At 68.9% G+C, this 26,792-nt stretch carries 25 protein-coding genes; 7 read left to right on the forward strand and 18 right to left on the reverse strand.

The window, feature by feature from the left end; genetic code table 11:
- Nucleotides 1–47: 47 nt before the first annotated feature.
- The 12 genes from E3T61_RS17140 to E3T61_RS17195 all read right to left on the reverse strand — a co-directional run bounded on the left by E3T61_RS17140 (nucleotide 48) and on the right by E3T61_RS17195 (nucleotide 12,859).
- On the reverse strand, nucleotides 48–1,175 hold the full coding sequence (locus tag E3T61_RS17140; RefSeq protein ID WP_134642063.1) for a MinD/ParA family ATP-binding protein: 1,128 nt from the start codon (nucleotides 1,173–1,175) through the stop codon (nucleotides 48–50).
- Complete coding sequence (locus E3T61_RS17145; protein WP_198418721.1) at nucleotides 1,168–5,577, reverse strand: FtsK/SpoIIIE domain-containing protein; 4,410 nt, start codon at nucleotides 5,575–5,577, stop codon at nucleotides 1,168–1,170. The genes E3T61_RS17140 and E3T61_RS17145 overlap by 8 nt, the downstream gene beginning before the upstream one ends.
- Nucleotides 5,578–5,582: 5 nt before the next feature.
- Nucleotides 5,583–6,419 (reverse strand): hypothetical protein, encoded by an 837-nt coding sequence (locus E3T61_RS17150; protein WP_134642064.1) that lies wholly within the window; start codon nucleotides 6,417–6,419, stop codon nucleotides 5,583–5,585.
- A gap of 56 nt (nucleotides 6,420–6,475) precedes the next feature.
- Complete coding sequence (locus E3T61_RS17155; protein ID WP_134642065.1) at nucleotides 6,476–7,174, reverse strand: hypothetical protein; 699 nt, start codon at nucleotides 7,172–7,174, stop codon at nucleotides 6,476–6,478.
- A complete protein-coding gene (locus tag E3T61_RS17160) occupies nucleotides 7,171–7,773 on the reverse strand; it encodes a hypothetical protein (protein WP_134642066.1) in 603 nt (200 codons plus the stop codon). The genes E3T61_RS17155 and E3T61_RS17160 overlap by 4 nt, the downstream gene beginning before the upstream one ends.
- On the reverse strand, nucleotides 7,770–9,200 hold the full coding sequence (locus E3T61_RS17165; RefSeq protein ID WP_134642067.1) for a hypothetical protein: 1,431 nt from the start codon (nucleotides 9,198–9,200) through the stop codon (nucleotides 7,770–7,772). Before E3T61_RS17165 ends, E3T61_RS17160 begins: the two co-directional genes overlap by 4 nt.
- A gap of 49 nt (nucleotides 9,201–9,249) precedes the next feature.
- Nucleotides 9,250–9,540 (reverse strand): hypothetical protein, encoded by a 291-nt coding sequence (locus E3T61_RS17170; RefSeq protein ID WP_134642068.1) that lies wholly within the window; start codon nucleotides 9,538–9,540, stop codon nucleotides 9,250–9,252.
- A gap of 94 nt (nucleotides 9,541–9,634) precedes the next feature.
- Nucleotides 9,635–9,931 carry a WXG100 family type VII secretion target gene (locus E3T61_RS17175; RefSeq protein WP_134642069.1) on the reverse strand — a complete coding sequence of 99 codons (297 nt, stop codon included), beginning with the start codon at nucleotides 9,929–9,931 and terminating at the stop codon, nucleotides 9,635–9,637.
- Between the two features lie 168 nt (nucleotides 9,932–10,099).
- A complete protein-coding gene (locus E3T61_RS17180) occupies nucleotides 10,100–10,579 on the reverse strand; it encodes a helix-turn-helix transcriptional regulator (RefSeq protein WP_166793287.1) in 480 nt (159 codons plus the stop codon).
- 547 nt (nucleotides 10,580–11,126) lie between these two features.
- Nucleotides 11,127–11,606, reverse strand: coding sequence for an SRPBCC family protein (locus tag E3T61_RS17185; RefSeq protein ID WP_134642071.1), 480 nt, complete (start codon nucleotides 11,604–11,606; stop codon nucleotides 11,127–11,129).
- Complete coding sequence (locus E3T61_RS17190) at nucleotides 11,603–11,962, reverse strand: ArsR/SmtB family transcription factor (RefSeq protein WP_134642072.1); 360 nt, start codon at nucleotides 11,960–11,962, stop codon at nucleotides 11,603–11,605. The genes E3T61_RS17185 and E3T61_RS17190 overlap by 4 nt, the downstream gene beginning before the upstream one ends.
- A gap of 66 nt (nucleotides 11,963–12,028) precedes the next feature.
- Nucleotides 12,029–12,859, reverse strand: a complete 831-nt coding sequence (locus tag E3T61_RS17195; protein WP_241992644.1) for a lysophospholipid acyltransferase family protein — start codon at nucleotides 12,857–12,859, stop codon at nucleotides 12,029–12,031.
- Nucleotides 12,860–12,926: 67 nt separating this feature from the next.
- On the opposite strand from E3T61_RS17195, the gene E3T61_RS17200 reads away from it, so the two are divergent.
- Complete coding sequence (locus tag E3T61_RS17200; protein ID WP_134642073.1) at nucleotides 12,927–14,015, forward strand: 1-deoxy-D-xylulose-5-phosphate reductoisomerase; 1,089 nt, start codon at nucleotides 12,927–12,929, stop codon at nucleotides 14,013–14,015.
- Between the two features lie 18 nt (nucleotides 14,016–14,033).
- On the opposite strand, the gene E3T61_RS17205 is transcribed toward E3T61_RS17200, so the two are convergent.
- The 5 genes from E3T61_RS17205 to E3T61_RS17225 all read right to left on the reverse strand — a co-directional run bounded on the left by E3T61_RS17205 (nucleotide 14,034) and on the right by E3T61_RS17225 (nucleotide 18,843).
- The gene (locus E3T61_RS17205; RefSeq protein ID WP_134642074.1) at nucleotides 14,034–14,948 is read right to left on the reverse strand and encodes an NAD-dependent epimerase/dehydratase family protein; all 915 of its coding nucleotides are present in this window, start codon (nucleotides 14,946–14,948) and stop codon (nucleotides 14,034–14,036) included.
- A gap of 62 nt (nucleotides 14,949–15,010) precedes the next feature.
- Nucleotides 15,011–15,628 (reverse strand): hypothetical protein, encoded by a 618-nt coding sequence (locus E3T61_RS17210; protein ID WP_134642075.1) that lies wholly within the window; start codon nucleotides 15,626–15,628, stop codon nucleotides 15,011–15,013.
- Nucleotides 15,625–16,875 carry a serine/threonine-protein kinase gene (locus tag E3T61_RS17215; RefSeq protein ID WP_255455702.1) on the reverse strand — a complete coding sequence of 417 codons (1,251 nt, stop codon included), beginning with the start codon at nucleotides 16,873–16,875 and terminating at the stop codon, nucleotides 15,625–15,627. Before E3T61_RS17215 ends, E3T61_RS17210 begins: the two co-directional genes overlap by 4 nt.
- Nucleotides 16,876–17,062: 187 nt before the next feature.
- A complete protein-coding gene (locus E3T61_RS17220; RefSeq protein ID WP_134642077.1) occupies nucleotides 17,063–17,545 on the reverse strand; it encodes a hypothetical protein in 483 nt (160 codons plus the stop codon).
- Nucleotides 17,542–18,843 carry a serine/threonine-protein kinase gene (locus E3T61_RS17225; protein WP_338145542.1) on the reverse strand — a complete coding sequence of 434 codons (1,302 nt, stop codon included), beginning with the start codon at nucleotides 18,841–18,843 and terminating at the stop codon, nucleotides 17,542–17,544. The genes E3T61_RS17220 and E3T61_RS17225 overlap by 4 nt, the downstream gene beginning before the upstream one ends.
- 88 nt (nucleotides 18,844–18,931) lie before the next feature.
- Between E3T61_RS17225 and E3T61_RS17230 the strand changes: the two genes are divergently transcribed.
- The 3 genes from E3T61_RS17230 (at nucleotide 18,932) to E3T61_RS17240 (ending at nucleotide 23,497) form a co-directional block, all read left to right on the forward strand.
- Nucleotides 18,932–20,311: a M50 family metallopeptidase gene (locus E3T61_RS17230; protein ID WP_198418722.1), complete on the forward strand. Its 1,380-nt coding sequence runs from the start codon at nucleotides 18,932–18,934 to the stop codon at nucleotides 20,309–20,311.
- 74 nt (nucleotides 20,312–20,385) lie between these two features.
- On the forward strand, nucleotides 20,386–21,546 hold the full coding sequence (gene ispG / locus E3T61_RS17235; RefSeq protein ID WP_134642079.1) for a flavodoxin-dependent (E)-4-hydroxy-3-methylbut-2-enyl-diphosphate synthase: 1,161 nt from the start codon (nucleotides 20,386–20,388) through the stop codon (nucleotides 21,544–21,546).
- A 181-nt stretch (nucleotides 21,547–21,727) separates the two neighbouring features.
- Entirely contained in the window at nucleotides 21,728–23,497 is a 1,770-nt protein-coding gene (locus tag E3T61_RS17240) for a proline--tRNA ligase (RefSeq protein WP_134642098.1), read from the forward strand.
- 80 nt (nucleotides 23,498–23,577) lie between these two features.
- On the opposite strand, the gene E3T61_RS17245 is transcribed toward E3T61_RS17240, so the two are convergent.
- Nucleotides 23,578–24,411: a DUF1206 domain-containing protein gene (locus E3T61_RS17245; protein WP_134642080.1), complete on the reverse strand. Its 834-nt coding sequence runs from the start codon at nucleotides 24,409–24,411 to the stop codon at nucleotides 23,578–23,580.
- Between the two features lie 163 nt (nucleotides 24,412–24,574).
- Here E3T61_RS17245 and nusA point away from each other — a divergent pair, with 163 nt between their 5' ends.
- The 3 genes from nusA to E3T61_RS17260 all read left to right on the forward strand — a co-directional run.
- Nucleotides 24,575–25,585 carry a transcription termination factor NusA gene (nusA, locus tag E3T61_RS17250; RefSeq protein WP_134642081.1) on the forward strand — a complete coding sequence of 337 codons (1,011 nt, stop codon included), beginning with the start codon at nucleotides 24,575–24,577 and terminating at the stop codon, nucleotides 25,583–25,585.
- Nucleotides 25,586–25,593: 8 nt separating this feature from the next.
- Nucleotides 25,594–25,851, forward strand: a complete 258-nt coding sequence (locus E3T61_RS17255) for a YlxR family protein (protein ID WP_134642082.1) — start codon at nucleotides 25,594–25,596, stop codon at nucleotides 25,849–25,851.
- 76 nt (nucleotides 25,852–25,927) lie between these two features.
- A partial coding sequence (locus tag E3T61_RS17260) for a translation initiation factor IF-2 N-terminal domain-containing protein (protein WP_174777042.1) occupies nucleotides 25,928–26,792 on the forward strand: 865 nt, incomplete at its 3' end.

Here is a 26,792-nt window from a genome sequence, read left to right on the forward strand (position 1 = left end):
GTTCATCCCGCCAGTATGCGCGCTCGCCGGATGCTCACAGCGCGGAGTCATCTCTCGGGCGGACCCGGTGACCCGGCCGGGACCTTGACCGAGCACACGATAGCCGCGGCTGTCGCCGCAAACACCCGGTATGTCGCCGGATCGAGCTTGCCCAGGGTCAGTTGCCCGCGTTCGGCGATGTGGGAGTCGTACGGCACCTCGAACACGTGGGAGGAGCCCGCCCCGGCGATGATGCGGTTGATCCGCTCCATGACCTGCGGATGCTGCGGCCGGCCGTCGTTGAGGCGCAGGATGACAGCGCGGTCGGCGAGCTCGGCCTGCCGCCCGCCCTGGCGCCGGAGCCGGTCCAGCAGCGCCAGCGCCTCGAGGACCGCGTCGCCGGAGTTCAGCACGGGAATGACGAGGGCATCGGCCGACTCGATCGCGCCGTCGAATGCCGAGGAACTGGACTGGTTGCCGCTGTCCATGACCCGGATGCTGTAGTACTCGTCGATCACGGCTGCGACCGCTGCGACGTGGTCACGAGTGAGAGGTGGTCGGTCGCCGACCGAACCGATGACGGAGGCGAACGAGGTCTGCGGGGCGGTGTACCCGGCGAGCTGGCCGGCGCTCGAAATGCTCCCGACGTCGGCCATGAGCTCGCCGAGACCGAGGTGGGGGCTGCCTTCGGCGCGGAAGGTGAGAGAACCCGGATCGTCCGAGACCTCGACGACGCAGACCGATCCTCCGCGGATCGAGGCGAGGGTGCCTGCGAGCAGAAGCGACACGGGCGTCTTGCCCACGCCGCCCTTCCGGTTGGCGACCAGCACGCCCACGGCGCGCGTCCAGGTGGCCTGACGGATGAGCTCCTCGTCGCGGCGCAGGCGGGCGTCGGAATCCCGGTTGGCCTGCTCGACAGGTCCAGGCGCCACACGGATGCCGATCCCGCTGAGCAGGCCGCGCAGGCCCGTGCGTGCGGGCGCCGGACGGTCCGATGTGGTCATGAAATGGGGTTCCTCCGCGGGGTCGGCCGACGGAACCGGGAATGCGGTGATCCTGGCGTCTGCCGGGTGCGCCGAGACCGGCGGAGAGATCGGGACCGCGTGCATCGGTGTCTCGCCGGGCGGCCGGGGCGGCACTATGCGGCCCAGCCTGGAATCGATCGAGTAGCCGTCGGGTTCGGGGGACTCAGGCATTGTTGTTCTCCATCTTGTTGGTGGTGCCGAGGCCGGCCAGTGGCCGTGCCGTCGACGCGGTTCGAGTGGGCACTTGCAGGGTGAGCAACTCGCCGGATCCGAAGTGCACGAGTGCGCGCCCCGGGGTGATCGTCGTCGACACCAGCGATCGCGCGACTCGGGCTCCGAGCAGGTCGCCGTCGATGGTGTTCTGCGGCGACAGCAGTGCGCCCCGACGGTTCTTCTTCACGTCGACCTGCCAGCCCGAGAACCCGGCGCACAGCTCGGCTGAGTTTCCGCCGAGGATGAGTCCGCGCCGGTTCTCCCTGGCCACACGAAGATAGCCGCGCAGCCAGAGCTTGGCGGGCACATCCGTGAGCATCTCGCCGTCGTCGACGATGAGCACCACGGGAGTGCCGTCCGGATCGAGGTGAGGGGCTAGGTCCGCTTCGGTCAGTTCGGAGTGGGTGAGGACGGCCCGGACGCCGGGCAGGTCGGCGTAGTCGCGCAGTGGGCTGGAGCGTGGGCAGGCGAGCACGAGCTGGGTGCCGGATCGGAGAAGCGAATCGGCCATCACCGCCAGCAGGGTGCTGCGGCCCGAACGGGCGGGGCCGGCGACGACGAACGTGGGTGCATCGTGTTCCAGGTCCATCCCGTGCGCCAGGAGCTGGTTGCCGCCCACCCCCAGCAGAGCCCACATCGGGCCGGTCGATTCGCCGTCGGCGAGGGCCAGCGCGTCGGCGAGCCTGAGCGTGGAGGGCAGGTCGTCGACCCGGAACGGGCGGGCAGCTGCCGGGGTCGCCGCGTGCCGCTGGGTGAGCTCCCGGCCGAGCGCCCGCACGGCCTCACTCTGCGCCTGCCCTGACGGGTCGTCGCCGAGGAGAGCGATTTGGAGCTCGCGTCCGTTGTCCCCGCGGAACCCACGACCCGGAGCGATGTCGGTGGGAATGATCCGGTGATTGAGGCCCGCCAGGCTGTAGTCGACGCGGTCTGTGAGCCGGAGGAGCAGCTTGTCGTCGCTCAGGGTGCTCATCCGGCTGGTGAGAAGGCTACGATCGCCGGCGATCACCAGGTGGATGCCGGCGCTCGCACCCTCCCGCAGCAACGAGTAGACGATGTCCAGGAGTGCTCCGCTGTCGGCCTCACCGAGAGTGGTCACGAAGTTCTCCCACCGGTCGATGAACACGAGCACATGCGGCAGTCGACTCGATACGTCTGCGGCGCCGCGCTGCTCGGCGATGTTCGCGTGGTTGCCGGCAGCGAGGACCTCGTGCCGCCTGAGAAGGTCGGCTTCCAGCCGGTGCACGAGTCGGGTCGCCCGCTCCGTCTGGTTGCGTTGCACGACGGCCCCGCAATGCGGCACCTCGCTGAGCGAGGACAGCGCGCCGTTGCCGCAGTCGATGGCGTAGAGGTGAAGGTCTGTCGGGGGCAGCGTCGCCGCCGAGCTCGCGGCGATGGTGCGCAAAGCCTGGGACCGACCGGATCCGGGGGCGCCGACGATATAGAGGTGGCCGAAATCGGCCAGGTCGAGTACGGCATCCTGCTGGGTCTGGCGGGCCGGGAGGTCTTCGAGGGCCCATCGCACGCGGCCGTCTCCGGCCGGGTCCCGGCCTGCCGGCGCCGTCGGTTCGACTCCCAGGGTGTCCAGCCGCACCAGGGCGGGCAGGGCGGGGAGCCACGGACTGTGCTGCTCGGGGATGCCCAGCGACTCGGTCGCCGCCCGGATCGCGCTCACGAGCACAGACAGTTCGGTCACGTCGCCTTCCCTGGACGACACGATCTGGGGTCGGGGGGCCGCTCGGGAGAATCGCTCCGGAGGCAGTCGCGTCACGCTGGGCGCCCGACGTGTGGTGTCGCCGCCGACCTTCACCTGGCCGCCGACGCGTGCAGTCTGGAACGGGATGACCGAGGCGTGGCCGAGCCGGGCGAACGCACGACCAGGGGTCACCTTCTGGATGCGCGCGGCATCCGGAACATCGATGACATCGGAGCTCTCGCCGGCGTCGGTCATCCTCAGGGCGACGCGAAGGTTGGTGTTCGCCCGGATCTCCGGTGAGATCACGCCGGACGGCCTCTGGGTGGCCATGACGAGGTGCACACCGAGCGAGCGTCCCCGCTGGGCGACGTCGATGAGGCCGGACACGAAGTCGGGGAGTTCCTTCGCCATCGCCGCGAACTCGTCGATCACGATGGCCAGGCGCGGCAGGTTCTCACCCCCGGCGGCGGCATGAAGCCTGTAGTACGCCTCGAGGTCCTTCGCGCCGGCGTCTCCCAGCAGCCCCTCCCGCCGGATGAGTTCGGCCCGCAACGAGTTCAGGGCACGCGAGACGAGGTGGGTGTCGAGGTCGGTCACCATGCCGACGGTGTGCGGCAGATGCGCACACTCGCTGAAGGCGGCGCCGCCCTTGTAATCGATCAACACGAAGGTCATCGCATCGGGCCGGTTGGCCACGGCGAGGGACGCGACCAGGGTCTGCAGGAATTCCGATTTGCCCGACCCGGTCGTTCCGGCGACGAGGCCGTGCGGGCCGTCGCGCACGAGGTCGATCGAGAACGGGCCATCGAGCGAGAGCCCGATCACGGCCTCTGTCGAGCGGGCTCGCGCCGACCAGCGCGCCGCCACTGCCGTCCCCGTGGGCGACTCGAGTCCCAGCACCGAGAGCAGGTTCGCCGACGCCGGGAGCAGGCTGTCGCTGTCGGAGAAGCTCACGTCCCTGACGGCTGCCAGGCTTCGCGCCATCCGCTCGTACCACCCCTCGACGATGGTGTCCAGCGAAACACCGTCGATGGGATCGGCGTTCTGCCGCGTGACCAGAAGGGTGCCGGCCGGGCGTTCGAGGACTACCGCCGTGCATTCCTCGGGCAGCCTGGACTCTTCGGCGTCGAGGCAGAGCACGTAGACCCCAACCGCGGGACCGTCTCGCAGGAGGCTGACGATCCCCGGTAGGGCTCGCAGCCGGCGTGCCCCGTCGAGTACGACGAGGATGTCGGGGGTGAACCGCGTGGAGCGTGAGCCGGCGGCGCTCGCCACCCGTTCAGCCACCAACTGCCCGAGCTCGGCCACCCGCCGGCCGACCGATTCGGAGTCGAAACCCGTGAGGGTCAGAGTGTCTTGGCCGAGTGCCGGCCGAAGGTGCGGCAGCCACCGGGCCCAGTGCCACTGACGCGCATCGTCGGGGGAGCCCAGGACGTACAGCTGGAGATCGCGGGGGCTCTGGAGAACAGCGATCTGCCCGATCATCCAGCTCCCCAGGTGGCGGGCCCAGTCGCCTCCGCCGGCTACTCCGACAACCCCCGCCTCCGTCAGCGAGAGAGTCACCGGCACGCTGTGGCTGATCTCGGTCGATAGGCGGCGGTGCTCGAGTTCCGCCAGGTCCTCGAGGACGACCTCGCTTGCCAGGTCGGTGGTACCGACCCTGACGAGCAGGTGATCGGGATCGGTGCTGCGGCGCTCCCAGAGTCGTCGGGTCGGGGCCGTCGCGGCGAGCAGCAGCGCGGCTGCATCCGGGGTTGTGGCGCGGCGGGACCGCTGTTCGGCAAGCACGGCCCGCGAGATCTCCGCGGTGATGCTGGCCATGGTGGTCCGATGCTCGGCCATCAGCCTGCGGTGGCTCTTCTTGCCGTTGGAGCGGGCGGTGAAGTACGTTCCGAGCATCATCAGGGGCGACATCAGCGCGAAAAGCAGGTAGAACGGTTGCTTCATCATCACAGCCATCGTCACCCCGAGAATCGCAGGGATACACGCGGTGATCCAGGGGAGCGAGTTGCGCTCGGGCACTTTCGGCGGTGGCGGTAGGCGGAACGTGTTCACCGCCACCGGGGGAAGCAGTCTGGGCGGTCGGTTGTAGTCGAGCCAGCCATGCTCGGGCGCCGGAATCAATTCGGCGTCACCGCTTGTGAGCGGATGCACGGTGAGCACGCTCAGGCCCACCCTGAGTTGACCGCCCACGGGCCAGGCAACCCGGTCGCCGGGTACCTCCGCCTGCTCGAGCAGAGGGGTGGGTCCGTCTGTAGCCACCGAGCGCACCCAGACGTCACCATCGATGTCGAGGAGTACCGACACCAGCCCGCCGCCTGGCGCCACAGCGCCACCGGAGACGGTCCGGTCGTTCTCGTCGACCCCCCACAGGGTCTCACCGACGGCGAGCGGCTGAATCCGCCCGCTGTCGGGGCCGGCCACGAAGTGGACCTCGGCGAGACCTGGTCGCCCAGCCGTCGGCGTCGGCGCCGAGCCCAGGGTGAGGATGGCGCCGTCAATCAGGCCGCTGTCGCCGAAAGTCAGGTCGTCGTCACGCACCGCGATAGGTTCGGCGCCGACGGCGGACCGGATGACAGCCATGACCTCGGCTACCGGGGTCTCCGGCTCGGCGTCGATGAAGACATCGGTGCTTTCCTCGGTGCCCGCGCCCTGTACCGTGACCACGGCTCTCATAGCGCTCGCGCCGAGCCGTCATGCAGCGCGGTCGGTTGGTCGGCCGGGAATACCTCGCTGGTCATCGACCCATCCGCCTGCACGGTGAATCGCCAGCGCGCACCCTCGGCTCCGGCAATGGAGACGACCGCCCACCGACAGTCCGGGGACTCGAGAGCACGGCGGAGTCCGACGCTCACCTGGCCCGTCAGGGGTTCGTCGACGACGGCCAGGCCGGCGCCACCGCGGGTCACGGTCTCCAGGAGTTCGGCCGCAGTGGTGGCCGAAACCGGTCCACCTGACGGGCCCTCGTCTCGGCCGACGAGGAGGACCGGCAGGCCGTATGACCAGGGATTCCGGATGAAGTCGTCCACCCAGCCCTCGGCGAGGCGGACGAGGTCAGGGCGGTCACCCTCGAGGAAGACCAGGCCGCGGGCTTCCGAGAGGTCCAGCAGGGTCACCACGCCGTTGGCGTTGCTCACGGTCACCATCCCGGTGATGCCGTGGCTGCCCGGCGTTGCCGGTGGAGACGGCCGGATGCCGGCGGCAGGTCGGCTCCAGATCGTGTCGTTCGCCGTCGCGCACCACGGTGCCGGCGGATTCGGGCAGGGCGTCGAGAGGCGCAGCCGAATCGACTCTGTATCGATCGTCACCAGGACGATCCCCGGACGTGTTCGTCCCGACCTGCCCAGTAGGAGGGTGAGGCCATCGAGTGCGCCGTCCAGGGTGCGACTTGCCAGTGGGTCACGCGCCACACCAACGCCCGACCGGGGAATCCGCAGGCGCGTCCGGTGCTTTGCGAACGCGACGATTCCGGTGACCACGGCGGCGAGGGCGACGGCGAGGCCCAACATCCTGAGGAGAGTTTCGATGGCGGTGCCCTTTCGATTCGGAGTGCGACACCGTGCCGTCACCGGGATTGGATCTCGTGCAATCGGGTGGCAAGGGCGCTGGGGTCCTCCCCGGGAACGTCACTCCACCGAAACGTCGTCATCAGCGCGTCGAAGAGGTACACGAGCGCATCGCAGAGCGCGCCATCAGCGGCGTCGTGAGCGACAACCGAGAACGACAGCACCAACCACCGGCCCTCGCGGTGAGGGACACCGATCGTGTAGACGATCTGCCGGGTCGTCACCTCCGGCCAGTCGCCGTCGATCTGAACCCGGCGTTCGCTGCGATCGGTGCGCGCCGCCACCGCCCCGTCGACGGTTCGCCGGCTGGCCGCCCACCCGGCGTCTCCGACGATGGCGGCGATGACCGACTCCGGTGAGTCCTCACCGTCGAGGTCGATTTCGGACTCGATGAATGAGGCCGGCACAACCACGCCGTTGACGGCGCGTACAGGCAGATAGACGGCGCTCGCGCCGGCATCTCCGGCGTCGACGACCGCGTGGGTGAGTCGCTTGCGGAGTTCACCCCGCCACGGTTCGGCGCTGCCACGGGGCAGTGAGGCCGGGATCGTTTCGGCGACGATCTCCTCGATCGCCGACCGGAGCTGCCGCTCGGCGGCGGGCCTGGCCGGGAGCCTGACCCAGCCGGGTGGGAGAGCGATGACGAACGACGCCTGGGGTTCGTCCTGCTCAGGCCGGTTCGGTTCGGGCACGCTCATTCGCTCTCACCGATCCTTACCGCAGCCAGGAGGCGTTCCAGCCAGGGGGTGAACTGAGTGACCACGTCGAGGTCCGACGTGCGCCACGTCACGACGGTGTCGGCGCCGCTGTCACGGCGGATGCAGCTGACGGTGGCGATGATGTCGCCGGCGTCGTCCAGGTCGAATCGGGTGCTCCGAATGCTGTCACCGAGGTCCTCGTCGACGTCGGCCGGCCGGCCGGCCGCGGCGATCACCCCTTTACCGCCGGTGAGTTCGAGAAGGCTCAGGGGAGGGTCATGGACCGGGGTGACGGTGATGATCACCGGGAGGGGCCACCGCCAGGGGACCGAGAGGCCGGCGACCAATCGCGCCCCAGGGGGCAGGGCCGCGCCGAAGTCGAGAAGGGTATCGAGGGCTCCGTCGATGTCGAGCGGTACAGCCGGGCGAAGATGCTCCGAATCCGAACTCAGCCGCTCGTCGACGTCGACCATGGCCGAGAAGACCCGGGTGACGTCTTCTCGCCACAACGGCGGGCTGACAGGTCCGACGGGGATCAGGAGCCAATCGGGTAGGCCCACATCCAGCGACCACGGGGTCGTCGTCGTCGTCGCCGTCATGGCTTGGGCGTCGTGAGCGTGGCCTGGCCGGCCGTGTAGGCGCTCCACCGGCTGGTATCGCCGCCCTGAGCCGTGGGGGTGACCCCGATTTTCAGGACGTTGGCGCCCCAGCTGTAGGCCACCCGACCGCCGTTGGCGAAGTGCCACGCAGGGGGCACCTTGCTCTGGATCCCGAATGACGTGCTGGCAACCTCTCTCAGGTCTCGGTACTTCAGCGCCCTGTCCACCGAGACCAGCCTGTCCACCCTGTAGTTGCCCGTGAGCACGTCCTTGATCTTGTTGACCTCGGTACCGCGATAAGCGGGGTCGCGGGGCCTCCACCATTGCGGCTGCACCTTGAAGTCGTCGAGGATTTTGGTGTTCGTGGCCGCCTTCGCGTTCACGTTGACGACCTGGCGGTCCAACCTGGCGATGCGGTCCATGGCTTTTTGCAAGGGGATGTCCCCCTTCAACGCCGCGTTGTACTGGGCGGCACGCTTCACGGCGATCCTCGGTCCGAGCTTGGCCGCGTATTCTGCCTGCTTGGTGGTCCTCGTGGTGACCTGAGCGAGCAGTTTGATATGCGAGGCCTGCACCAATTTTGCGACGATGGCGCCGGCCCCGATCAGGAGTACGGTGACCGCGGCAAGGATCACGTCGAGCCAGGAACCTTCCCCCATTGCCGCGAGAGCCGTCGAAGCGGCCAGCGCCACGACGGCGACGGCCGCTCCGGCGATGGCGAGGGCGCCGAGCCCGGGGATGAAGAAGGCGAGCACCGCCAGCGCGACTCCGATCCACATGAACACTTTCACCAGCATCTTGAGGAACTTGATGAAGTCCTGCTTGATCTTGTATGCACGAGTGTCGGTGAGTCCATCATCCCAGGCGGCTGTGATGACTTTCGAGGCGGTCTCTCCGGCATGCTGCAGTGCAGTGAGGGCCTTGCTCAGGCGCACGCGGGCGTCGGCCGCCGCGTTCTGCGCATCACCGATGGCCACTGTGCGTTGATCGGTGGCGAGGGTCTCCTTCTCGGTCAGAGGCGGTGCCGACTCGGAGCGGTTGGCGCTCGGATCGACGAGGGCTTGGGAGCTGATCCTCGAGGCTTCAGCAGCGTCGGCGTCCGCCAGGGCGAGTCCGGAATCTCGGATGGCCAGGTCCAGTTCGGGCGCATAGGCCGTCAAGGCGACTCTGACGGCCTCGTAGCGTCCCGATGCGACGCTGAGTGATTCGGCGACTTTACGACTGCTCGAGCGCAGCGCGTCGGCTGCTTCCCCTTTCAACTCGGTGGAGTCCCCGTCGCCGATCCTCGTGAGCATAGCGGCTTCGCTGGTGATGGTCTCTGCCATCTCGCGGTAATACTTGATCGTCGCGGTGAGCCGGATGGGGTCGCCTCCGACGGGGTCGACCGAGTGGTCGAGAAGGTGCCAGTTGCCATGGCGAGCGGACATTGTGTGGCCTTTCAGGTGGTGAGGGGAAGCGGCCCGGACAATCGACCGGTCAGACGCTTTCGGTGGTCAGGCTGTCGGACAGGCCCTGTTCGGTGTTGTTCCACGCGGTGCTCATGTCCTCCAGCTTCTTGTGGAGGTCGCCGATCGCCGTTGAGATGTGGCCGCGGTGGATGCTCCAGTCCGTGCCGAACTTCTCCATGGCAGCCTCGACGGGGGAGGCGCCCCACACATCCGCGTCGGTTGTTGCTCGACGGTCGGCCCCGTCGAATTCGGTTTTGATCGAGCTCAGCTTCTCGGCCGAATCGTCGAGCGCGGCGCTGGTCACGATGAGGTTTGCCATGGCGTTCACTTTCGTCGGGTGCGGGACTGGAGGACGCAGCAGGCGCCGGGGCTCGTACAGGAGCCTCCGGCGCCTCAGCTGCGGTGGGGCTGGATTACCGGGCGAGCGCCTTGGCGAGTTCGGTGTCGGTGTTCTCCAGAGCGTCGGCGGCGGCGGTGAGGTACTGGCTCATCCCTTCGAGACCGTGGATGGTCTTGGTGGCACCGTCGGTGAACTCCTGGTACGAGGCGCCGAAGGCGACCGAGGACTTGTCAGTGACGTAGCCGCCGCCGATCAGGCCGTCGACGAGGGTTTTCAGCTCGCGCAGCTTGGACTCGATCTCCTGCTCGCCGTTGATGAGCCGGGTGCCGGCGTCACGCATATCACCGTAAGTGACGTTCAAGTTGGCCATGATTGACTCCAATTCATTGAGGGGGTTCTTCCGATTGCGTCGGAAGGCACTCGCAACCCTACGAAGGGACCAGCCTCCGAGCGTGGGGATGGCGGGCACGTTAGCCGATCGGTCCACACCACCCGCAACGGTCCACCTGGCGTGGTAGAGGTGTCGTCGAAGGTCGGGTCAGGAGAGCGAAGCGGGCCGGTCAGGGCGGACGACGAGCACCCCGCGCACGAGGGCAACGGCCACGAGTGTCGCGCGGTTGTCCACCTTCCACTGACGCATCATCCGGGCCAGATGCCACTTCACGGCTTGCGGACTGTAGTCGGTGGCCAGGGCGATCTGATCGTTCGAACGGCCGGACGCCACGAGCGCGAGCATTTCGAGGCCCGGACTCTGCGCGGTGCCCGGCACCCCCACCAGATCGAGGGAGTCGCCGTCCGCGAGGTGATCGCCGGGGTCGCCCGAGGTGCGGGCCTGGGCCCACGCCTCCGCCCAACACGCACCGAGTTCACCGGCGATGAGCGCAGCGCGACCCATGAGGATCGTGACATCCCGCGGTGCGAGACCGGTCTCCCGTGCGTGGATGAAGGAACTGAACACCCGCAGGGCGGGGATACTGCCGCGCAGCACCACCGACAGGGGCACCTGAGTGTCGCTCATGGCGATCGCGGACCCCCGGATGACCTCGACGCTGGTCGCATTGATCCTGTGGCCCGTCTCCAACGCGTCCAAGGCGTCGGGAAGTACGACCGGAAGGATCTCCCGATAGCGCTCGCGAAGCCAGGGGCCGTGAGGGCCACTGGCCTCGAAAAGTCTCGGCGCGAGCATCGCCGGTGCGAGTTCACCGATCCGACCCCTGAGCCCGAGACTGAGGACTTTTCGTACGGGGGTCTGACGACGGGTCTCGGGCATGCGGAGGTCATCCGTTCGCAGTCGATGAGCAGTGATTGCCGCGGCTCTTCACCCGGCAGGGAAGACTCCCGCCGCCGCTCGCAGCCTGGGCGCACGATCGTTCACTGCCCACTATGACCCCAGGATGGGTGGGTGGGTCACCTCGCGACCATCAACCCGCGTGGTTGTGCGGCTCGGCCGCGCAGTGTTCGTACGCCGTTCATATGTAAGACCGATGCCAGGGTGTCAGGTGTTTGCCGCCGGTTGACCTGTGCCGCGTCCCGGAATCGGTCCGATTCTGCCCACTAGGACCTTCTCAACGTGCGTCGTGCTCGACGAGTTCGGCGAGTTGGCGGATGACGGTGCCCCAGCCGTCGTGGAAGCCGAGCTCCTCGTGCTGGTTGCGGTCGGCTCGGTTGCGGTGCATCGCCGTTGCGGTGTATTCGGTGCCGTCGGGGTGGTCGGTCATGGTCATCACGGCGGTCACGAATGCGGCCTCGGCGGGGCGCCAACCCGCGACCAGCGCATCCGTGAACACGATGCGCTCGAGCTCGTCGACGGCGAGGAAGCACCCGGTGATGTGCGGACCGAATTCGATTCCGTCGTCGCTGATCTCGGTGCGGAAGGAGCCGCCGGGGCGCAGGTCCATCTCGCGCACCCGGCAGATCGTCGGCGCCGGAACCCACCAGCGTTCGAAGCTGGCCGGGTCGGCCCACGCGTTCCAGACGGTGGCGCGCGGCGCGCGGATGATGCGGGACACGGTGAGGTCGAGTTCGGGGTGGGCGGATGCGCTCATGCGGGGGTCTCCTTGTCACGGCGTGGATCGGGGTCGGGGGAGGTGGCGAACTGCTCGAGCCGATCGGTACGGCCCTCCCAAATGGTGCGCTGCTCGCTGAGCCAGCCGTCGATCAGGCTGAACGTGCCGCGCTCGATCGTGCAGATACGCACCCGCCCAGACTTGCGGGTGCGGATCAGCCCCGTCTTTTCGAGGTAGCCGATGTGCTTCATGAACGACGGCAGCGCCATGTCGAACGGCGCCGCCAGCTCGCCGATGCTGGCGGGTCCGGAGCCCAGCCGGCTCAGGACGGCACGGCGGGTGGGGTCGGCGACGGCCTGGAAGAGACCGTCGAGGGTCGAGGAATACTGAGCCATGGGGCTAAGTTAGCCGATGCGCATCACTAAGCGCAAGGGCTAAGTGTTGGGTCGGCCCGACTGCGGTTAGCGCAGCTCGCGCCACCAGATGGCACGTTTGACCCGCTGAACCACGGTGGTGGGCGGTGATTCGTTGTAGCTGTGCGCCAGGTCCTGACCGGTGAGCTCGTGAATCGCGGCCATGATCTCGTCGGTGGCCTTGCGCCGGGCGCGGCCCGAGTCGGCGGTGCCGTGCACGCTCACGTCGATCGGTTCACCGAATTTCACGCTGATGCGGCGGATGCGCGGCATCTTCGACCCCACCGGCATGATCTCCTGGGTGCCGATCAGGCCCACCGGCACCACCACGGCACCGGTGGTGAGGGCGAGCCAGGCCACGCCGGTGCGGCCGCGGTAGAGCCGGCCGTCGAGCGAGCGGGTGCCCTCGGGGTAGATCGCGAAGGCGCCGTCCACGTCGAGAACCTCTTTGCCGGCGTCAAGGGCCACCTGAGCGGCCTGGCCTGCGCCGCGTTCCACGCCGATGGCGCCGATCGAGGTGAAGAACTGGCGGGATACCCAACCTTTGAAGCCGGTGCCGGTGAAATAGGTGGACTTGGCCAGGAACTGCACCCTCCGCGGCGCGGTGAGCGGGATGACGATGCTGTCGATGAACGACAGGTGGTTGCTGGCCAGGATCACCCGGCCCTCTCGCGGGATGTTCTCCTTGCCGGTGATGCGAGGCCGGAAGACCAGGCGTGCGATGGGCGCCATGATGCCGTAACCGAGGAAGTAGACGAACCCGGGCCGCTTGGGCTTCGCGGAGATCTCGACGATCTCGTCGGCAGCCGGCACCTGTTCGACGGGGGATTCCGGCGCGGTTTCGGGCTCGCCTGCTGGGTCGTGCTTTGCTCCGGTCACTCAACGACCCTACAGCGCGGGTCAGTCGCAGCCCGGCATATATCCGCGGTGCGCCTAGCATGGGCTCGTGCAGCGAATCATCATTCTCGGGTCCACGGGCTCGATCGGTACCCAGGCGCTCGACGTCATCAAAGCCAACCCCACCCGGTTCGAGGTGGTCGGCCTCTCCGCCGGCAGCAACCGCGAACTCCTGGCCGAACAGGCCGCCGCTTTCAACGTCGACGACACCGCCGTCGGCGCCGTGGAGGCGGAGCAGCTGGTGCGGGATGTCGATGCCGACGTCGTGCTCAACGGCATCACCGGTTCCGTGGGGCTGGGCCCGACCCTGGCCGCGCTCAAGGCCGGCCGCACCCTGGCGCTGGCCAACAAGGAATCCCTGATCGTCGGCGGCGACCTGGTCAAGGCGCTCGCCGCGCCCGGCCAGATCGTGCCGGTCGATTCCGAGCACTCCGCCATCGCGCAGGCGTTGCGCTCCGGTACCGCCGACGAGGTGCGCCGACTGGTGCTCACCGCATCCGGCGGCCCGTTCCGCGGCCGTAGCCGCGCCGAGATGGCCGATGTGACTCCCCGGGAGGCGCTCGCGCACCCCACCTGGGACATGGGCCTTGTCATCACCACCAACTCCGCAACCCTGGTGAACAAGGGGCTCGAGATCATCGAGGCGCACCTGCTCTTCGACGTGCCCTACGAGAGCATCGACGTTGTCGTGCACCCGCAGTCGCTCATCCACTCGATGGTCGAGTTCATCGACGGGTCCACCATCGCCCAGGCATCGCCGCCGAACATGCGCCTGCCCATCTCGCTGGGCCTGGACTGGCCGAACCGGGTCGCCGCCGTCGGCGTGCCGATCGACTGGACCACCCCGCACACCTGGACCTTCGAACCGCTCGACGACGAGGCGTTCCCGGCCGTGGAGCTGGCCAAGCAGGTCGGCAGGGCCGGTGCCACCTACCCGGCGGTGTTCAACGCCTCCAACGAACAGGCGGTCCTGGCCTTCCACGCCGGCCGGATCGGGTACCTCGACATCGTCGACACCGTGCAGCGGGTGGTGGACGCCCACGAGACGCAGGGCGAGCTGACCCTCGAGTCGCTCGCCGAGGCCGAGCGCTGGGCTCGCGCCGCCGCCGACACCATCATCGACTCGATCGCACGCTGAACGGCGCCGCCCGGTCCGCTACGGGCGGTAGCTGTCGGCCGTGGTGATCAGCGCCTGGTCCCACGGGGTCGCAGCCACGCCCAATTCCCGCTCGGTTTCGGTGGAGTCGATCACATACGGCACCTGGAACTGGTAGCTGGACTTGTAGACCTCGCGCATCAGCGGGCTGACCGCGCCGAGGGAGCGCAGCATCCACTCGGGGTAGCCGGCCACCGTGCCGTGACTGCCGTAGTGGGCGTTCAACTGGCCGGCGATGTCGGTACGGCTGTGAGCGCCGCTCGGCACGTGCCAGAGGCGCCCCCAGGGGCCGGTGTGCCCGGCGGCGGCGATCATCGTCGCGGCGATGTCCGGGATGTAACTCCAGCTGTGCACCAGCTCAGGCCGGCCGACGGCCCTGGCGGTCTTGGAGGCCAGCACCGCGCCGAAGAACGCCTTGCCCAGGTGCGCGGTGCCGCTGACACCGGGCCCGAAGTAGTCGCTCGCCCGCACTTCGACGGCACGGATCTCGCCCCGCTCGTGCGCCTGGAGCACCCGGTGCCAACCGTCGCGGCGAATCACGCCCTTCGATTCGGTCGTGGTCTCGGGGGAGTGCTCTGTCATCGGCCCGGTCGGCGAGCCGTACGGGTAGAGGTTGCCCATCACGACCAGGTTGGCGCCCGAGACGGATGCCGCGGCGATCGCCGCGGCGAACACCGGCGGCCACCGGCGGGCCCAGTCGGGGTATGGCGGATTGGTGCACAGGAAGATGGTCTGCATGCGCTCCGCCGCGAGGCAGAAGGCGACAGGGTCCGACGCGTCGAGCACCCGGGCGATGGTGCCGGCCACCGGGGTGCCGGAGCGGGTGGCGACCGTGACGTCGTCGCCGCGGGCGACCAGCTGACGGGCCAGTTCTCCGCCGATCCAGCCGGCGCCGACGATGAGGTGCTGGGGCATGAGATCCTCCGGGAGAGTGGGCCGACGGGGACAGGCTACCGGGTCGGGCGCTGCAGGGCGCCTCAGCCTGCAGCCGGCGCGTCGACGCCGGAACCGCCGGTGTTCTGGTCGGGCGTGATGGGCTCTTCCGTCGGTGGGGGGTCGGGCGTCGTCTCGGGGGCGGGTGTTTCCGGGGGCGGCGTGGGCTCGGTGGTCGGCTGGGGCTCAGGCGGCACCGGGGTGGGGCTGCTCGATGGTGTCGGGGTGGGCACCTGGGTGACCGGGGCCTCCGGCTCGGTGGTGCGCTCCGGCGGGCTGTCCGGTGTGTTGGTGGGAGCCGGGGTGCTGGGCTTGGTCGGCGTGGCGGGCGTCGCCGCTGTGAGCGCCGCGGCCAGGTCGGCGTCGACCAGGGCGATGGCGGCCAGGATCTGGGCCGCCTGGGCCTCGGTGAGGTTGCCGTCCTCGACGGCGGCCGCCAGCGCGGCCTTGAGCCCGGCGACCGCGGACTGCGCGCCCGCATAGTCGCCCGCGGCGGCGGCGGCGGTCACCGAGAGCACGGCGGCCTGCAGCTGGGCCGTAGTTTGGGTTGGCACTCCGGGCGTGCTGCTGGTGCAACCGGCCAATGAGCCCGCCACCAGGAGTGCGGCCACTGCGCCGGTGCGGATGCGGTGACCCAGGCCGGTCGGCGAACGGCGGGTCATGGGTCGACGCTTTCTTGCAGCTGCTTGAGGTGTTCCCCGAGCTGGCCGCCGACCGCGGGATACGCGGGCGGCTCCGGCGGCGGCTCCGCGCCGGGAACCACGAACAGCACGGCGCCGACGGTGAACACCGCCACCAGGAGCCCGCTGAGCAGCAGCGGCCACCGGCGCGAGCGGTTCGCCGCCCTCGATTTGCGCGGTCGCTTCACCTCGGGGCGGCCGGCCGTGCGGCGGGAAGGAGCCGTGTGGTGCTCCGTCGGCTCCACGGGTAGCACGGGTGGCACTTCGCGGTGCAGAGTCGTCGGCACCTCGAGCGCCCGGGTGACGGTGAGGTCCGGCAGCAGGTCCTCCTGCACGGTGCTCAGCTGAACCGTCTCCTGGGGCACCAGGTCTTCGTGTGCCGGGTCGGCTGCGGGCATCCGGCCGGCCGAGGGCGTCAGGGCGAGCAGCCGGCCGGCGGCCTCAGCGGGCCGCAGCCGGTCTTCGGGCCGCCTCGCCGTCATCCCGGTCAGCAGTCGGCGCCAGTCCGGCCCGAGCCACTCGGGGATCTCCGGCTGCCGCTGCAACCGGGCCAGCGCCGACTCCACGGCCGTGCCCGGGTAACTGTGTTCACCGGTGAGGCACTCCAGGAGCACCAAACCCAGGGAATACACGTCGGTGGTCGGGCCCACCGGCAGTCCGCTGGCCTGCTCGGGGCTGAGATAGCCGGCCGTGCCGACCACGGCACCGGTCTCGGTGCGGTGCGCGGCGTTGAACAGCCGGGCTATCCCGAAGTCGGCGAGCTTGGCACGGGTGACGCGGCCCGGAAAGTCAGACGGTGCCAGCAACACGTTCGCCGGCTTGATGTCGCGGTGCGTGATGCCCAGCGAACCCATGCAGTGCAGTGCCTCACAGAGGTCGGCGCCCAGCCTGGCGACCTCTGCGGGGTCCATCGGGCCGGCCAGCAGGCGGCTGCGCAGGTCGGTGCCGTCGACGAACTCGGTCACAATGTACGACCGGGAGACCCCGTCGATCACCTCGACTCCGGCGTCGTAGAGGGTGACCAGGGCGAAATGATTGAGATGGGCCAGCACCGCCACCTCGTCGCTGTGGCGCGTCGATCCGGCACCGCCGGCGGGATCGAATCGCATCAGCTTCACGGCGACGGTGCGGCCAAGGGCCAGGTCGGCCGCCTGGTAGACAACGGCCATCCCACCCGACCCGATCAATTTGTCGAGGCGGTATCGATTCGCGAGCGTGAGTCCGAGCACAGTATCGGTTCGCGTCGGTTCGCGAATCGGCTCGGTCGAGGTAGTCAGGCGGGCCTCCTGATGTCTGGTCGCAGCAATTCTTTGTCAATGCCCGCCGACAGTCAAGGGTCCGCCCCTCCGCGAACTGTGAGTTAAGCACGCATCCGGGCGCTCGGAAGGTGCTTAGCTCACAGTTCGCGGGACTTGGCTAGTCGCACTTGTCTTTCTTCTTGCAGTCGCCGGTGTCTTTGGCGGGCTTCTCGGGCTTGGCCGGCGCCGGGTCGTCGTCGTTGTCGTTGTCGTCGTTGTCGTCGTCGTCGTCGGTGCTGACCGGTTCGGGGGTCGAGGTCGGCACGGGTGTGCTCGCGACTATCGAGGCCGCGAGATCCGCGCCGACCAGGTCGATGGCGGCCTGGATCTCGGCCGCCCGCGCGGCTGTGACGGCGTCGGCGGCTGACGCGTCGGCCAGCGCAGTCTGCACGGTGCCCAGCTCGGTCTGCGCCGTCGCGAAGTCCCCGGCGGCGGCGGCGGAACTCACGGCGAGCACACCGTCCTGCAGCGTGGCCGCCGCGCCGGAGTCCAGCTCGGGGGAGGCGCCCGCGCAGCCGGCGAGCAGGCTGCCGGCGAGGCCGAGGCCGGCTACCGCCAACACGAACCGGGCGCGGGATGAACGAAAGGTCCTGGCGATCATGGGGTCACGCTCTCTTGAAGCTGCTGGAGGTGGGTGCCGAGGTCGCCCTCCACAGCGGGGTACGCCGGGGGTTCGGGTGCTGGATCACCAGGTTGCACGAGAAAAACCAGCGCAATCACCGCGGCCAGCGCCACGAGCGCCCCTATGATCACCGGCCGCCGGCCGATCCTGGCAGCGGAACGTCGGGGCGGCGGGGAGCCGGCCGGTGCCGGCACCGAGGTCAGGTCCGACCGCGCCGTCGCGCCCAGGCGCTCGGTCTTCGCGGTGTGCTCCGCCGCTGGGGCCACCGGCAGCAGCCGGGTCGGCTCGTCCCCGGAAACGGTCAGGCCGGCAGCCATCAGCTCGGTCGCGTCGTCGGCTGGTGCCGATTCGTCGGCGACGGATGCGGCCGTGGACCCGGCCGGGACGAGCTCGCGCAGCCGCACCGCGGCATCCGCCGACGTGAGGCGGTCGCCCGGTTCGCGGGCGGTCATGCCGGCGAGCACCGCGCACCATTCGGCGCCCAACGACTCCGGAACCTCCGGCTGGCGTTGCAGCCGGGCCATGGCCGATTCGATGGCCGTGCCCGGGTAGCTGCGCGTGGCGGTGAGGCTTTCGAGCAGCACCAGGCCGAGCGAGTAGACGTCGCTGGGCGGCCCGATCGGCTGACCGAGGGCCTGCTCCGGGCTGAGGTAGCCTGCGGTGCCCAGCACCGAGCCGGTGCGGGTGAGGTGGGTGGCGTCGAACAGCCTGGCGATGCCGAAGTCGGCCAGTTTCGCGTGCGAGACCCGGCCGGGGAAGTCCGAGGGGGCCAGCAGTACATTGGCGGGCTTGATGTCGCGGTGGATGATCCCCTTGGCGTGCACGTAGTGCAGAGCCTCGGCCAGGTCGGCGCCCATCCTGGCCACCTCGGCGGGTGCCACCGCGCCCTCGTTGATGCGGCTGCGCAGGTCGGAGCCGTCGACGTACTCCATCACGATGAACGACCGGGTGACGCCGTCTATGTGTTCGGTGCCGGCGTCGAAGAGGGTGACCAACGCGAAGTGGTTGAGGCTGGCGAGCACCATGACCTCGCCGCTTTGCCGTTGCGGACCCGAATCGTCGGCGGTGTCCATCCGGAACAGCTTCAGGGCGACGGTGCGGCCCAACGCCAGGTCGGCCGCTTCGTAGACAGTGGCCATGCCGCCGGTCCCGATCAGCCTGTCGAGGCGGAACCTGTCGGCGATGACCAGCCCGATCAGGGTGTCTGACCTCGACGGATCGCGAAGCGGTTCGGTCGGTGCAGACAGGGCGGGCCTCCAGGGCAGTGAAATCGGGATGTTCTCGGGTCGAGGGCAATTCTCGCGGCTCGCCGGGAGCCGGTCAACGGCCAGCCGACTTGCAGCTAGAGAAGGCTAATCTACGGATGTGGAAACCGTGCTGTTGTACATCTTGGGCGTAGCCGTCGTCGTCGTGGGCCTCGCGCTGTCCATCGGCCTGCACGAGATCGGCCATCTGGTGCCGGCCAAGCTGTTCGGCGTCAAAGTCACCCAGTACATGATCGGTTTCGGACCCACCATATGGTCCAAGCGCAAAGGCGAGACCGAATACGGCGTGAAGGCGCTCCCTCTGGGCGGCTACATCTCCATGATCGGCATGTTCCCGCCCGCCAAAAACGGTGCCGCGACACGCTCGAACAGCACCGGGTTCTTCCAACAACTGGTGCAGGAGGGCGATCCGGATCCCAAGCCCGGCGCCCGGCCCACCATGATCGAGGAGGCCCGCCAGGCCAGCGCCGACACCATCGGCGAGGGCGAGGACCACCGAGCGTTCTACAAACTGCCGGTGTTCAAGCGCGTCATCATCATGCTCGGTGGCCCGTTCATGAACCTGCTCATCGCGGTGGTGCTCTTCGCGGTGCTGCTGATGGGGTTCGGCACCACCCAGGCCAGCACCACCGTCGGCAGCGTCAGCGCCTGCGTGTTGCCGGCCACGAGCGACCGGCAGACCTGTGCGGAGGGCGACGAGGCCGCTCCGGGCGCCGCTGCCGGCCTCAAGCCCGGCGACCGTCTGGTCAGCATCGACGGCACCGCGATCACCAGCTGGGACCAGTCCACCGCGATCATCCGGGAGTCCTCCGGCACCCCGCTGCAGGTCATCGTCGAACGGGACGGCGCCGAGCAGACGCTGGTCATCACCCCCAAACTCACCGAGCGTTACGTGACGGACGACGCCAACGAGGTCGTCACCGACGCCAACGGGGACCCGCAGACCACGGAGGTCGGCTTCGTCGGCATCGGCCCGGCCGGCGAACTCGTGCAGCAGCCCATCACCGCGGTGCTGCCCGCCGTCGGCGAGAACATCGCCGGGGTCTTCCACATGATCCTGAACCTCCCCGAACGCCTGATCGACGTGGCCAACGCCGCATTCGGTTCGGGGGAGCGGGACCCGAACGGCCCGATCAGCGTCGTCGGCGTCGGCCGGGTGGCCGGTGAGATCGCCAGCATCGACACCATCCCGCTGCACAGCAAGGTCGCGAGCCTGCTCGGGCTGCTCGGCTCGCTGAACATCGCCCTGTTCGTCTTCAACCTGGTGCCGCTGATGCCCCTGGACGGCGGCCACGTGGCCGGGGCACTCTGGGAAGGCATCCGTCGCTGGTTCGCGAAGTTGTTCAAGCGCCGCGACCCGGGCCCCGTCGACACGGCCAAACTGATGCCGCTCACCTTCGCCGTGGTGATCGTGCTCGGCGGTATGAGCCTGCTGCTCATGTACGCCGACATCGTCAATCCGATCAACATCTTCGGCTGAACCGGCCCGGCCGGCGCCTCAACCGTTCGGGAATGGTTCAGCTTCGCGGGATAAGTCACGCGTAAGCTACATTCGTGGCCGCTATAAACCTGGGTACGCCCAAAGTCCCCGTAATCCTCGCTCCCCGACGCAAGTCCCGCCAGATCAAGGTCGGCAAGGTCCTCGTCGGCGGCGACGCTCAAGTCAGCGTGCAGTCGATGACAACGACTCCCACGACGAACATCAACGCGACGCTGCAGCAGATCGCCGAGCTCACCGCCTCCGGGTGTGACATCGTGCGTGTCGCCGTGCCCAGCCGCGACGACGCCGAGGCGCTGCCGATCATCGCCAAGAAGAGCCAGATCCCGGTCATCGCCGACATCCACTTCCAGCCCAGCTACGTGTACGCGGCGATCGACGCCGGCTGCGCGGCCGTGCGGGTGAACCCGGGCAACATCCGTAAGTTCGACGACCAGGTGGGCAAGATCGCCGCCGCAGCCAAGGCCGCCGGTGTCTCCATCCGCATCGGCGTCAACGCCGGTTCGCTCGAGCCCAGCCTGCTGCAGAAGTACGGCAAGGCCACCCCGGAGGCACTCGTCGAGAGCGCCGTGTGGGAAGCCAGCCTGTTCGAGGATCACGACTTCCACGACTTCAAGATCTCGGTCAAGCACAACGACCCGGTGATCATGGTCAAGGCCTACCGGCTGCTCGCCGAACGCGGCGACTGGCCGCTGCACCTCGGCGTCACCGAGGCCGGACCGTCCTTCCAGGGCACCATCAAGAGCGCCACGGCGTTCGGCATCCTGCTCGGCGAGGGCATCGGCGACACCATCCGGGTGTCGCTCTCCGCCCCGCCCGCCGAGGAGATCAAGGTGGGCCTGCAGATTCTGCAGTCGCTGAACCTGCGCGAACGCAAGCTCGAGATCGTCTCTTGCCCCAGCTGCGGCCGGGCCCAGGTGGATGTCTACAAGCTCGCCAACGACGTCACCGAAGGCCTGGAGGGCATGACAGTGCCGCTCCGCGTGGCCGTCATGGGCTGCGTCGTCAACGGACCGGGCGAGGCCCGCGACGCCGACCTCGGTGTGGCCTCCGGCAACGGCAAGGGCCAGATCTTCGTGCGCGGCGAGGTCATCAAGACCGTGCCGGAGTCCGAGATCGTGCAGACCCTGATCGAAGAGGCCAACCGGATGGCCGCCGAGATGCCGCCCAGCGAAGACAGCCTCGGCGCCCCCGTGGTCACGGTCGGCGCCAACTAGCCGCAGGCCAGTCGCAAAACGCACCATCCCGCTGGTCGAGCTTGTCGACGCAGACCCGGTGACCCAGTCTGCCTGCGTCGCCACTGGTCCGTCGGCCGCGGGGTCTCGACAAGCTCGACCAACGATCTCAAGGGGATTGCGCTGTGCCCGCGCGCCGTAAAGTAGGTGCGTGCCTATTCGTATGTCGAACTACTTCCTCCGGACCCTTCGTGAAGACCCCTCTGATGCCGAGGTGACCAGCCACCGTCTGCTTGTGCGGGCCGGCTACATCCGTCGTCAGGCGCCGGGCATCTTCGCCTGGCTGCCGCTGGGTCTGCGCGTGAAGGCGAAGATCGAGACCATCATCCGCGAGGAGATGGCCGCCGCCGGCGCGTTCGAGGTGCACTTCCCGGCCCTGCTGCCGCGCGAGCCCTACGAGGTCACCGGTCGGTGGGACGAGTACGGCGACGGCCTGTTCCGCCTGCAGGACCGCAAGGGTAGCGACATGTTGCTGGCCCCGACCCACGAAGAGGTCTTCACCCTGATGGTGAAGGACCTGTACAACAGCTACAAGGACCTGCCCCTGTCGATCTTCCAGATCCAGGACAAGTACCGTGACGAGGCCCGTTCCCGTGGTGGCCTGCTGCGCGGCCGCGAGTTCACCATGAAGGACGCGTACTCCTTCGACCACACCGACGCCGGCCTCGACGTGAGCTATCAGGCCCAGCGCGACGCCTACGAGCGCATCTTCACCCGCCTCGGCCTCGAGTACGTCGTGGTGCAGGCGGATGCCGGTGCGATGGGTGGTTCCAAGAGCGAAGAGTTCCTGCACCCCACCCCGGTCGGTGAAGACACCTTCGTGCGCTCTGACGGGGGCTATGCGGCCAACGTCGAGGCGTTCCGCACCCTGGCGCCCGCCGCGATCGACTTCACCGGTTTCCCGGCCGCCGAGGTGCACGACACCCCGGACACCCCCACCATCCAGACCCTGGTCGAGCGCGCCAACGCCAACCACCCGCGCCCCGACGGCCGCGAGTGGACCGCGGCGGACACGCTGAAGAACGTGGTGCTCGCGCTCGTGCAGCTCGACGGCAGCCGCGAGATCGTCGTGATCGGCGTGCCCGGCGACCGTGAGGTCGACCTCAAGCGCGTCGAGGTGGCCTTCGCCCCCGCCGAGGTGGAAGCGGCCAACGACGGCGACTTCGCCAAGCTCGACAAGATCCCCGGCCGCCCCGGCCTGGTCAAGGGCTACATCGGCCCGTGGGCTGCAACCGGCGCGATGCTGGGCGCGGAGTCGGCCACCGGCATCCGTTACCTGGTCGACCCGCGCGTGGTCGACGGCACCGAGTGGATCACCGGTGCCAACGAGTCCGGCCGCCACGTCTTCGGCCTCGTCGCCGGCCGTGACTTCGTCGCCGACGGAACCGTCGAGGCCGCAGAGGTGCGCGCCGGCGACCCGGCTCCCGACGGCTCCGGCCCGGTGGAGCTGGCCCGCGGCATGGAGATCGGGCACGTGTTCCAGCTCGGCCGCAAGTACGCGGAATCGCTCGGACTCAAGGTGCTCGACGAGAACGGCAAGCTCGTCACCGTGACCATGGGCTCGTACGGCATCGGTGTCACGCGTGCCCTCGCCGTGATCGCCGAACTGAACAACGACGCCAAGGGCCTGATCTGGCCCGAGGCCGTTGCCCCGTTCGACGTGCACGTGATCGCCACCGGCCGCGACGAGGTCGTCTTTACGACCAGCGAGGCCGTGACCGCCATGGTCGAGGCCTCCGGCCGCGAGGTGCTCTACGACGATCGCCGCAAGGTGTCGCCCGGCGTGAAGTTCGGCGACGCCGAGCTGATCGGTGTGCCCACCATCGTGATCGTGGGCCGCGGCGCGGCAGACGGCATCGTGGAGCTGTGGGACCGCCGCTCGGGGGAGCGCACCCAGGTGGCCGTGACCGAGCTGGCCGCCCACTTCGACTGACCCGCACACGCGAAAGCGGTCGTACGGTTGCCTCAGCCTGCTGAGATGACCGTACGACCGCTTTCGCGAGTCGGTGCGCCCTAGAGCTTCGCGAAGCGGGCCCGGAAGAAGCAGTAGGCGCCGTAGGCGATCAGGCCGAGCCCCACGAGCACCAGGATCGCCACGCCGAACGGCAAGGCCGCGAGGGAGCGCAGCGCTCCGTCCAGACCCGTCGACTGGCTCGGGTCGACCGTGAAGCCCGCCACGATCACCAGGATGCCCACCACGCCCACGGCGATCCCCTTGGCGATGTACCCGGCGACGCCGAGCCCCACAGTGACGGTACCCAGGGTGCCGGCAGGCACGGCGAGGTCTTCGGTGAACTTCCGCGCGGCGCCCTTGTAGACGAAGTAGCCGCCGATCGCCAGGACGGCGATCCCGGCGGCCATGAGCAGAACCGGTCCGCCGGGCAGGGCGAGCACAGTGGCACTGGCGGATGCGGTGCTTCCGGAGGAATCCGCTGAGCCCGTCAGCGCCACAGTCAGGGCCGTGCCGGCCACGAACAGGTACGCCACGCCCTTGCCGATCTCCTTGAGCCGGTGTCCCCAAACCTTCTTCGGATCGGTGCCAGGCACCAGGAGCGCCTGCAGGACCTGCCACAGCCCGAGGGCCGTCAGGCCGACGACGATGGTCCAGATCACAAAAATCCCGCCGGGGGACTGGGCCAGCTGCCCGAGCGCGCCGGACTGGTCGGCACTCTCGCCGCCGGCGCCGACGGCGAGGCTGATCGCGATGGCGCCGATGAGCGCGTGCAGCAGCCCGTTGACCGCATAACCGACCTTGGCCAGGGTCTTCAGTTGCGGGTTGTTGCCGGCGCTCTGGGCGGCACGTCCAGCGGAACGGGCGCCGGACTCTGCCGAAGATCGAGTATTCATCGGGTTATCGTAACCGCGCACAGTGCCGGAGTGCCGGTCTGCGGGTGGCGAGTCCGGCCGGGTGGTGCTGACCGGGTGACGGGCGCCCGGGGATTCCGGTACCGTAGGGAGAAGCCCGCTGCGCGGTTTCGCGGCGGCAAGATCTGAATAGAGGAGGCCGGCCATGGACATCGACCTCAGCGTGTTGCGGCTGATGGAGCGCGAGAAAGAGATTCCCTTCGAGGAACTCGTGCAGATCATCGAGCAAGCAATTCTGACGGCCTACCTCAAGCACACCCACCAGGGTGAGCCGCTGAAGCAGGCCGCGGAAGAAGAACCCGGAGCTCGCGTCGTACTCGACCGCAAGTCCGGTCACGTCGACATTTACATTCCTGAGCACGACGAAGAGGGCAACATCATCGGCGAAGCCGTTGACAACCCCGACGACTTCGGCCGTATCGCCGCCTTCGCGGCCAAACAGGTCATCAACCAGCGGCTGCGCGACATCGCGGATGACGCGGTGCTCGGCGAGTTCAAGGGCCGCGAAGGCGAGATCGTCGCGGGCGTCATCCAGCAGGGGCCCAACCCCCGCATGATCCACGTCGACCTCGGCACCATCGAGGCGATCCTTCCCCCCGAAGAGCAGGTTCCCGGCGAAAGCTACGTGCACGGCGCGCGCATCCGGGTCTATGTCACGGCCGTCGGCCGCGGCATGAAGGGCCCGCAGATCACCGTGTCGCGCACCCACCCGTCGCTCGTGCGCCGGCTGTTCGCGTTGGAGGTCCCCGAGATCGCCAGCGGCGTCGTGGAGATCGTGTCACTGGCCCGTGAGGCCGGACACCGCACCAAGATCGCCGTGCGCGCCACCGAGCCCGGCGTCAACGCCAAGGGTGCCTGCATCGGCGAGCTCGGCCAGCGCGTGCGCGCGGTGACCGCGGAGCTCAACAACGAGAAGATCGACATCGTCGACTACTCGCCCGACCTGGCCACCTTCGTGGCCAGCGCGCTCTCGCCCGCCAAGGTCACCAGCGCCTACGTCATCGACGAGTCGATCAAGGCAGTCCGGGCCCTGGTGCCCGACTACCAGCTGTCGCTCGCGATCGGCAAGGAGGGCCAGAATGCCCGCCTCGCCGCCAAACTGACCGGCGCAAAAATCGACATCCAGCCGGACAGCATTCTGGAGGATGACGAATAGGGGGTACGATGGATCCCGTTAGAACGTGCATTGGATGCCGTTCCCGCGCCTCACGCTCCTCACTTCTGAGGATCGTCGCCCAGAATTCGGACCTTGTGGTGGATGAAACCGCCACACTCCCTGGGCGAGGCGCGTGGATTCATCCCACCATCGCGTGCTTCCAGGAGGCCGCGAGGCGGCGCGCTTTTGGGCGTGCTCTCCGGGTGACCAGCCCCCTGGACGCAAAACAACTAGAGAACAGGCTGACTTGGCTAATGGATAACTAATGAGCGGCTCGAAATGAGAACCGTCCGTTACTAACGGCCTGCCCCTTTCCGGGTGCAGGCCCGGAACAGGAGAATTGTGGCTGCGAAACCACGCGTACACGAGATCGCTACTGAGCTCGGTGTCGACAGCAAGGTAGCCCTTGCCAAATTGAAAGAGATGGGCGAGTTCGTCAAGGGCCCGTCTTCCAGCGTTGAACCCCCCGTTGCCCGCCGTCTGCGTGCAGCACTCGAGGCCGACGGAGTCGCCACCGGCGGCGCCGCTGCCACCCCGGCGGCTCCTGCCGCCGCGAAGCCCGCGTCGACCAGCACGGTCAAGCCCGGCGTCCGTCCGGGCCCGGCGCGTCCCGCCGCACCGGTGCCCGCACCGGTCGTCGAGGCTCCCGCCGTGGATGCCCCGCCGATGCCGGCCGCACCGCTGACCGTCGCCGAGCGCCAGGTTCAGGCTGCCGAGAAGGCCGCCGCCGCCGAAAAGGCCGCAGCGACCGAGAAGGCCGCCGCCGAGGCGCCCGCCACCGCGGGCACCGAGACGACGCCCTCCGCTGCCACGCCGGCCCCCAAGGCCGACGGCGAGACGGCCACGGCCGCCAAGCCAGGCGGAACCGTGCCGCGTCCGGGAGCCCGTCCGGGCAACAACCCGTTCGCCAGCAACCAGGGCATGGGCAAGACCCCCACCCCGCGTCCGGGTAACAACCCGTTCGCGAGCGCGCAGGGCATGGGACAGCGTCCGCCGTCCACGTCCTCGCCCAGCAACATCCCCCGCCCTGCCGCACCCCGCCCCGGCGCCCCGCGCCCCGGTGGACCCGGCCAGGCACCTCGCCCGACCGGCTTCGGCCAGCGTCCGGGTGGCTTCCAGCGCCCCGGTGGCGCTCCGGGCGGCGCCGGTGGCGCTCGCCCCGGCTTCACCCGTCCGGGTGCCCCTGCCGGTGCGCCCGGCTTCGGCC

Origin of the sequence: Cryobacterium lactosi, assembly GCF_004403945.1 — a bacterium.
GTDB classification, from domain to species: domain Bacteria; phylum Actinomycetota; class Actinomycetes; order Actinomycetales; family Microbacteriaceae; genus Cryobacterium; species Cryobacterium lactosi.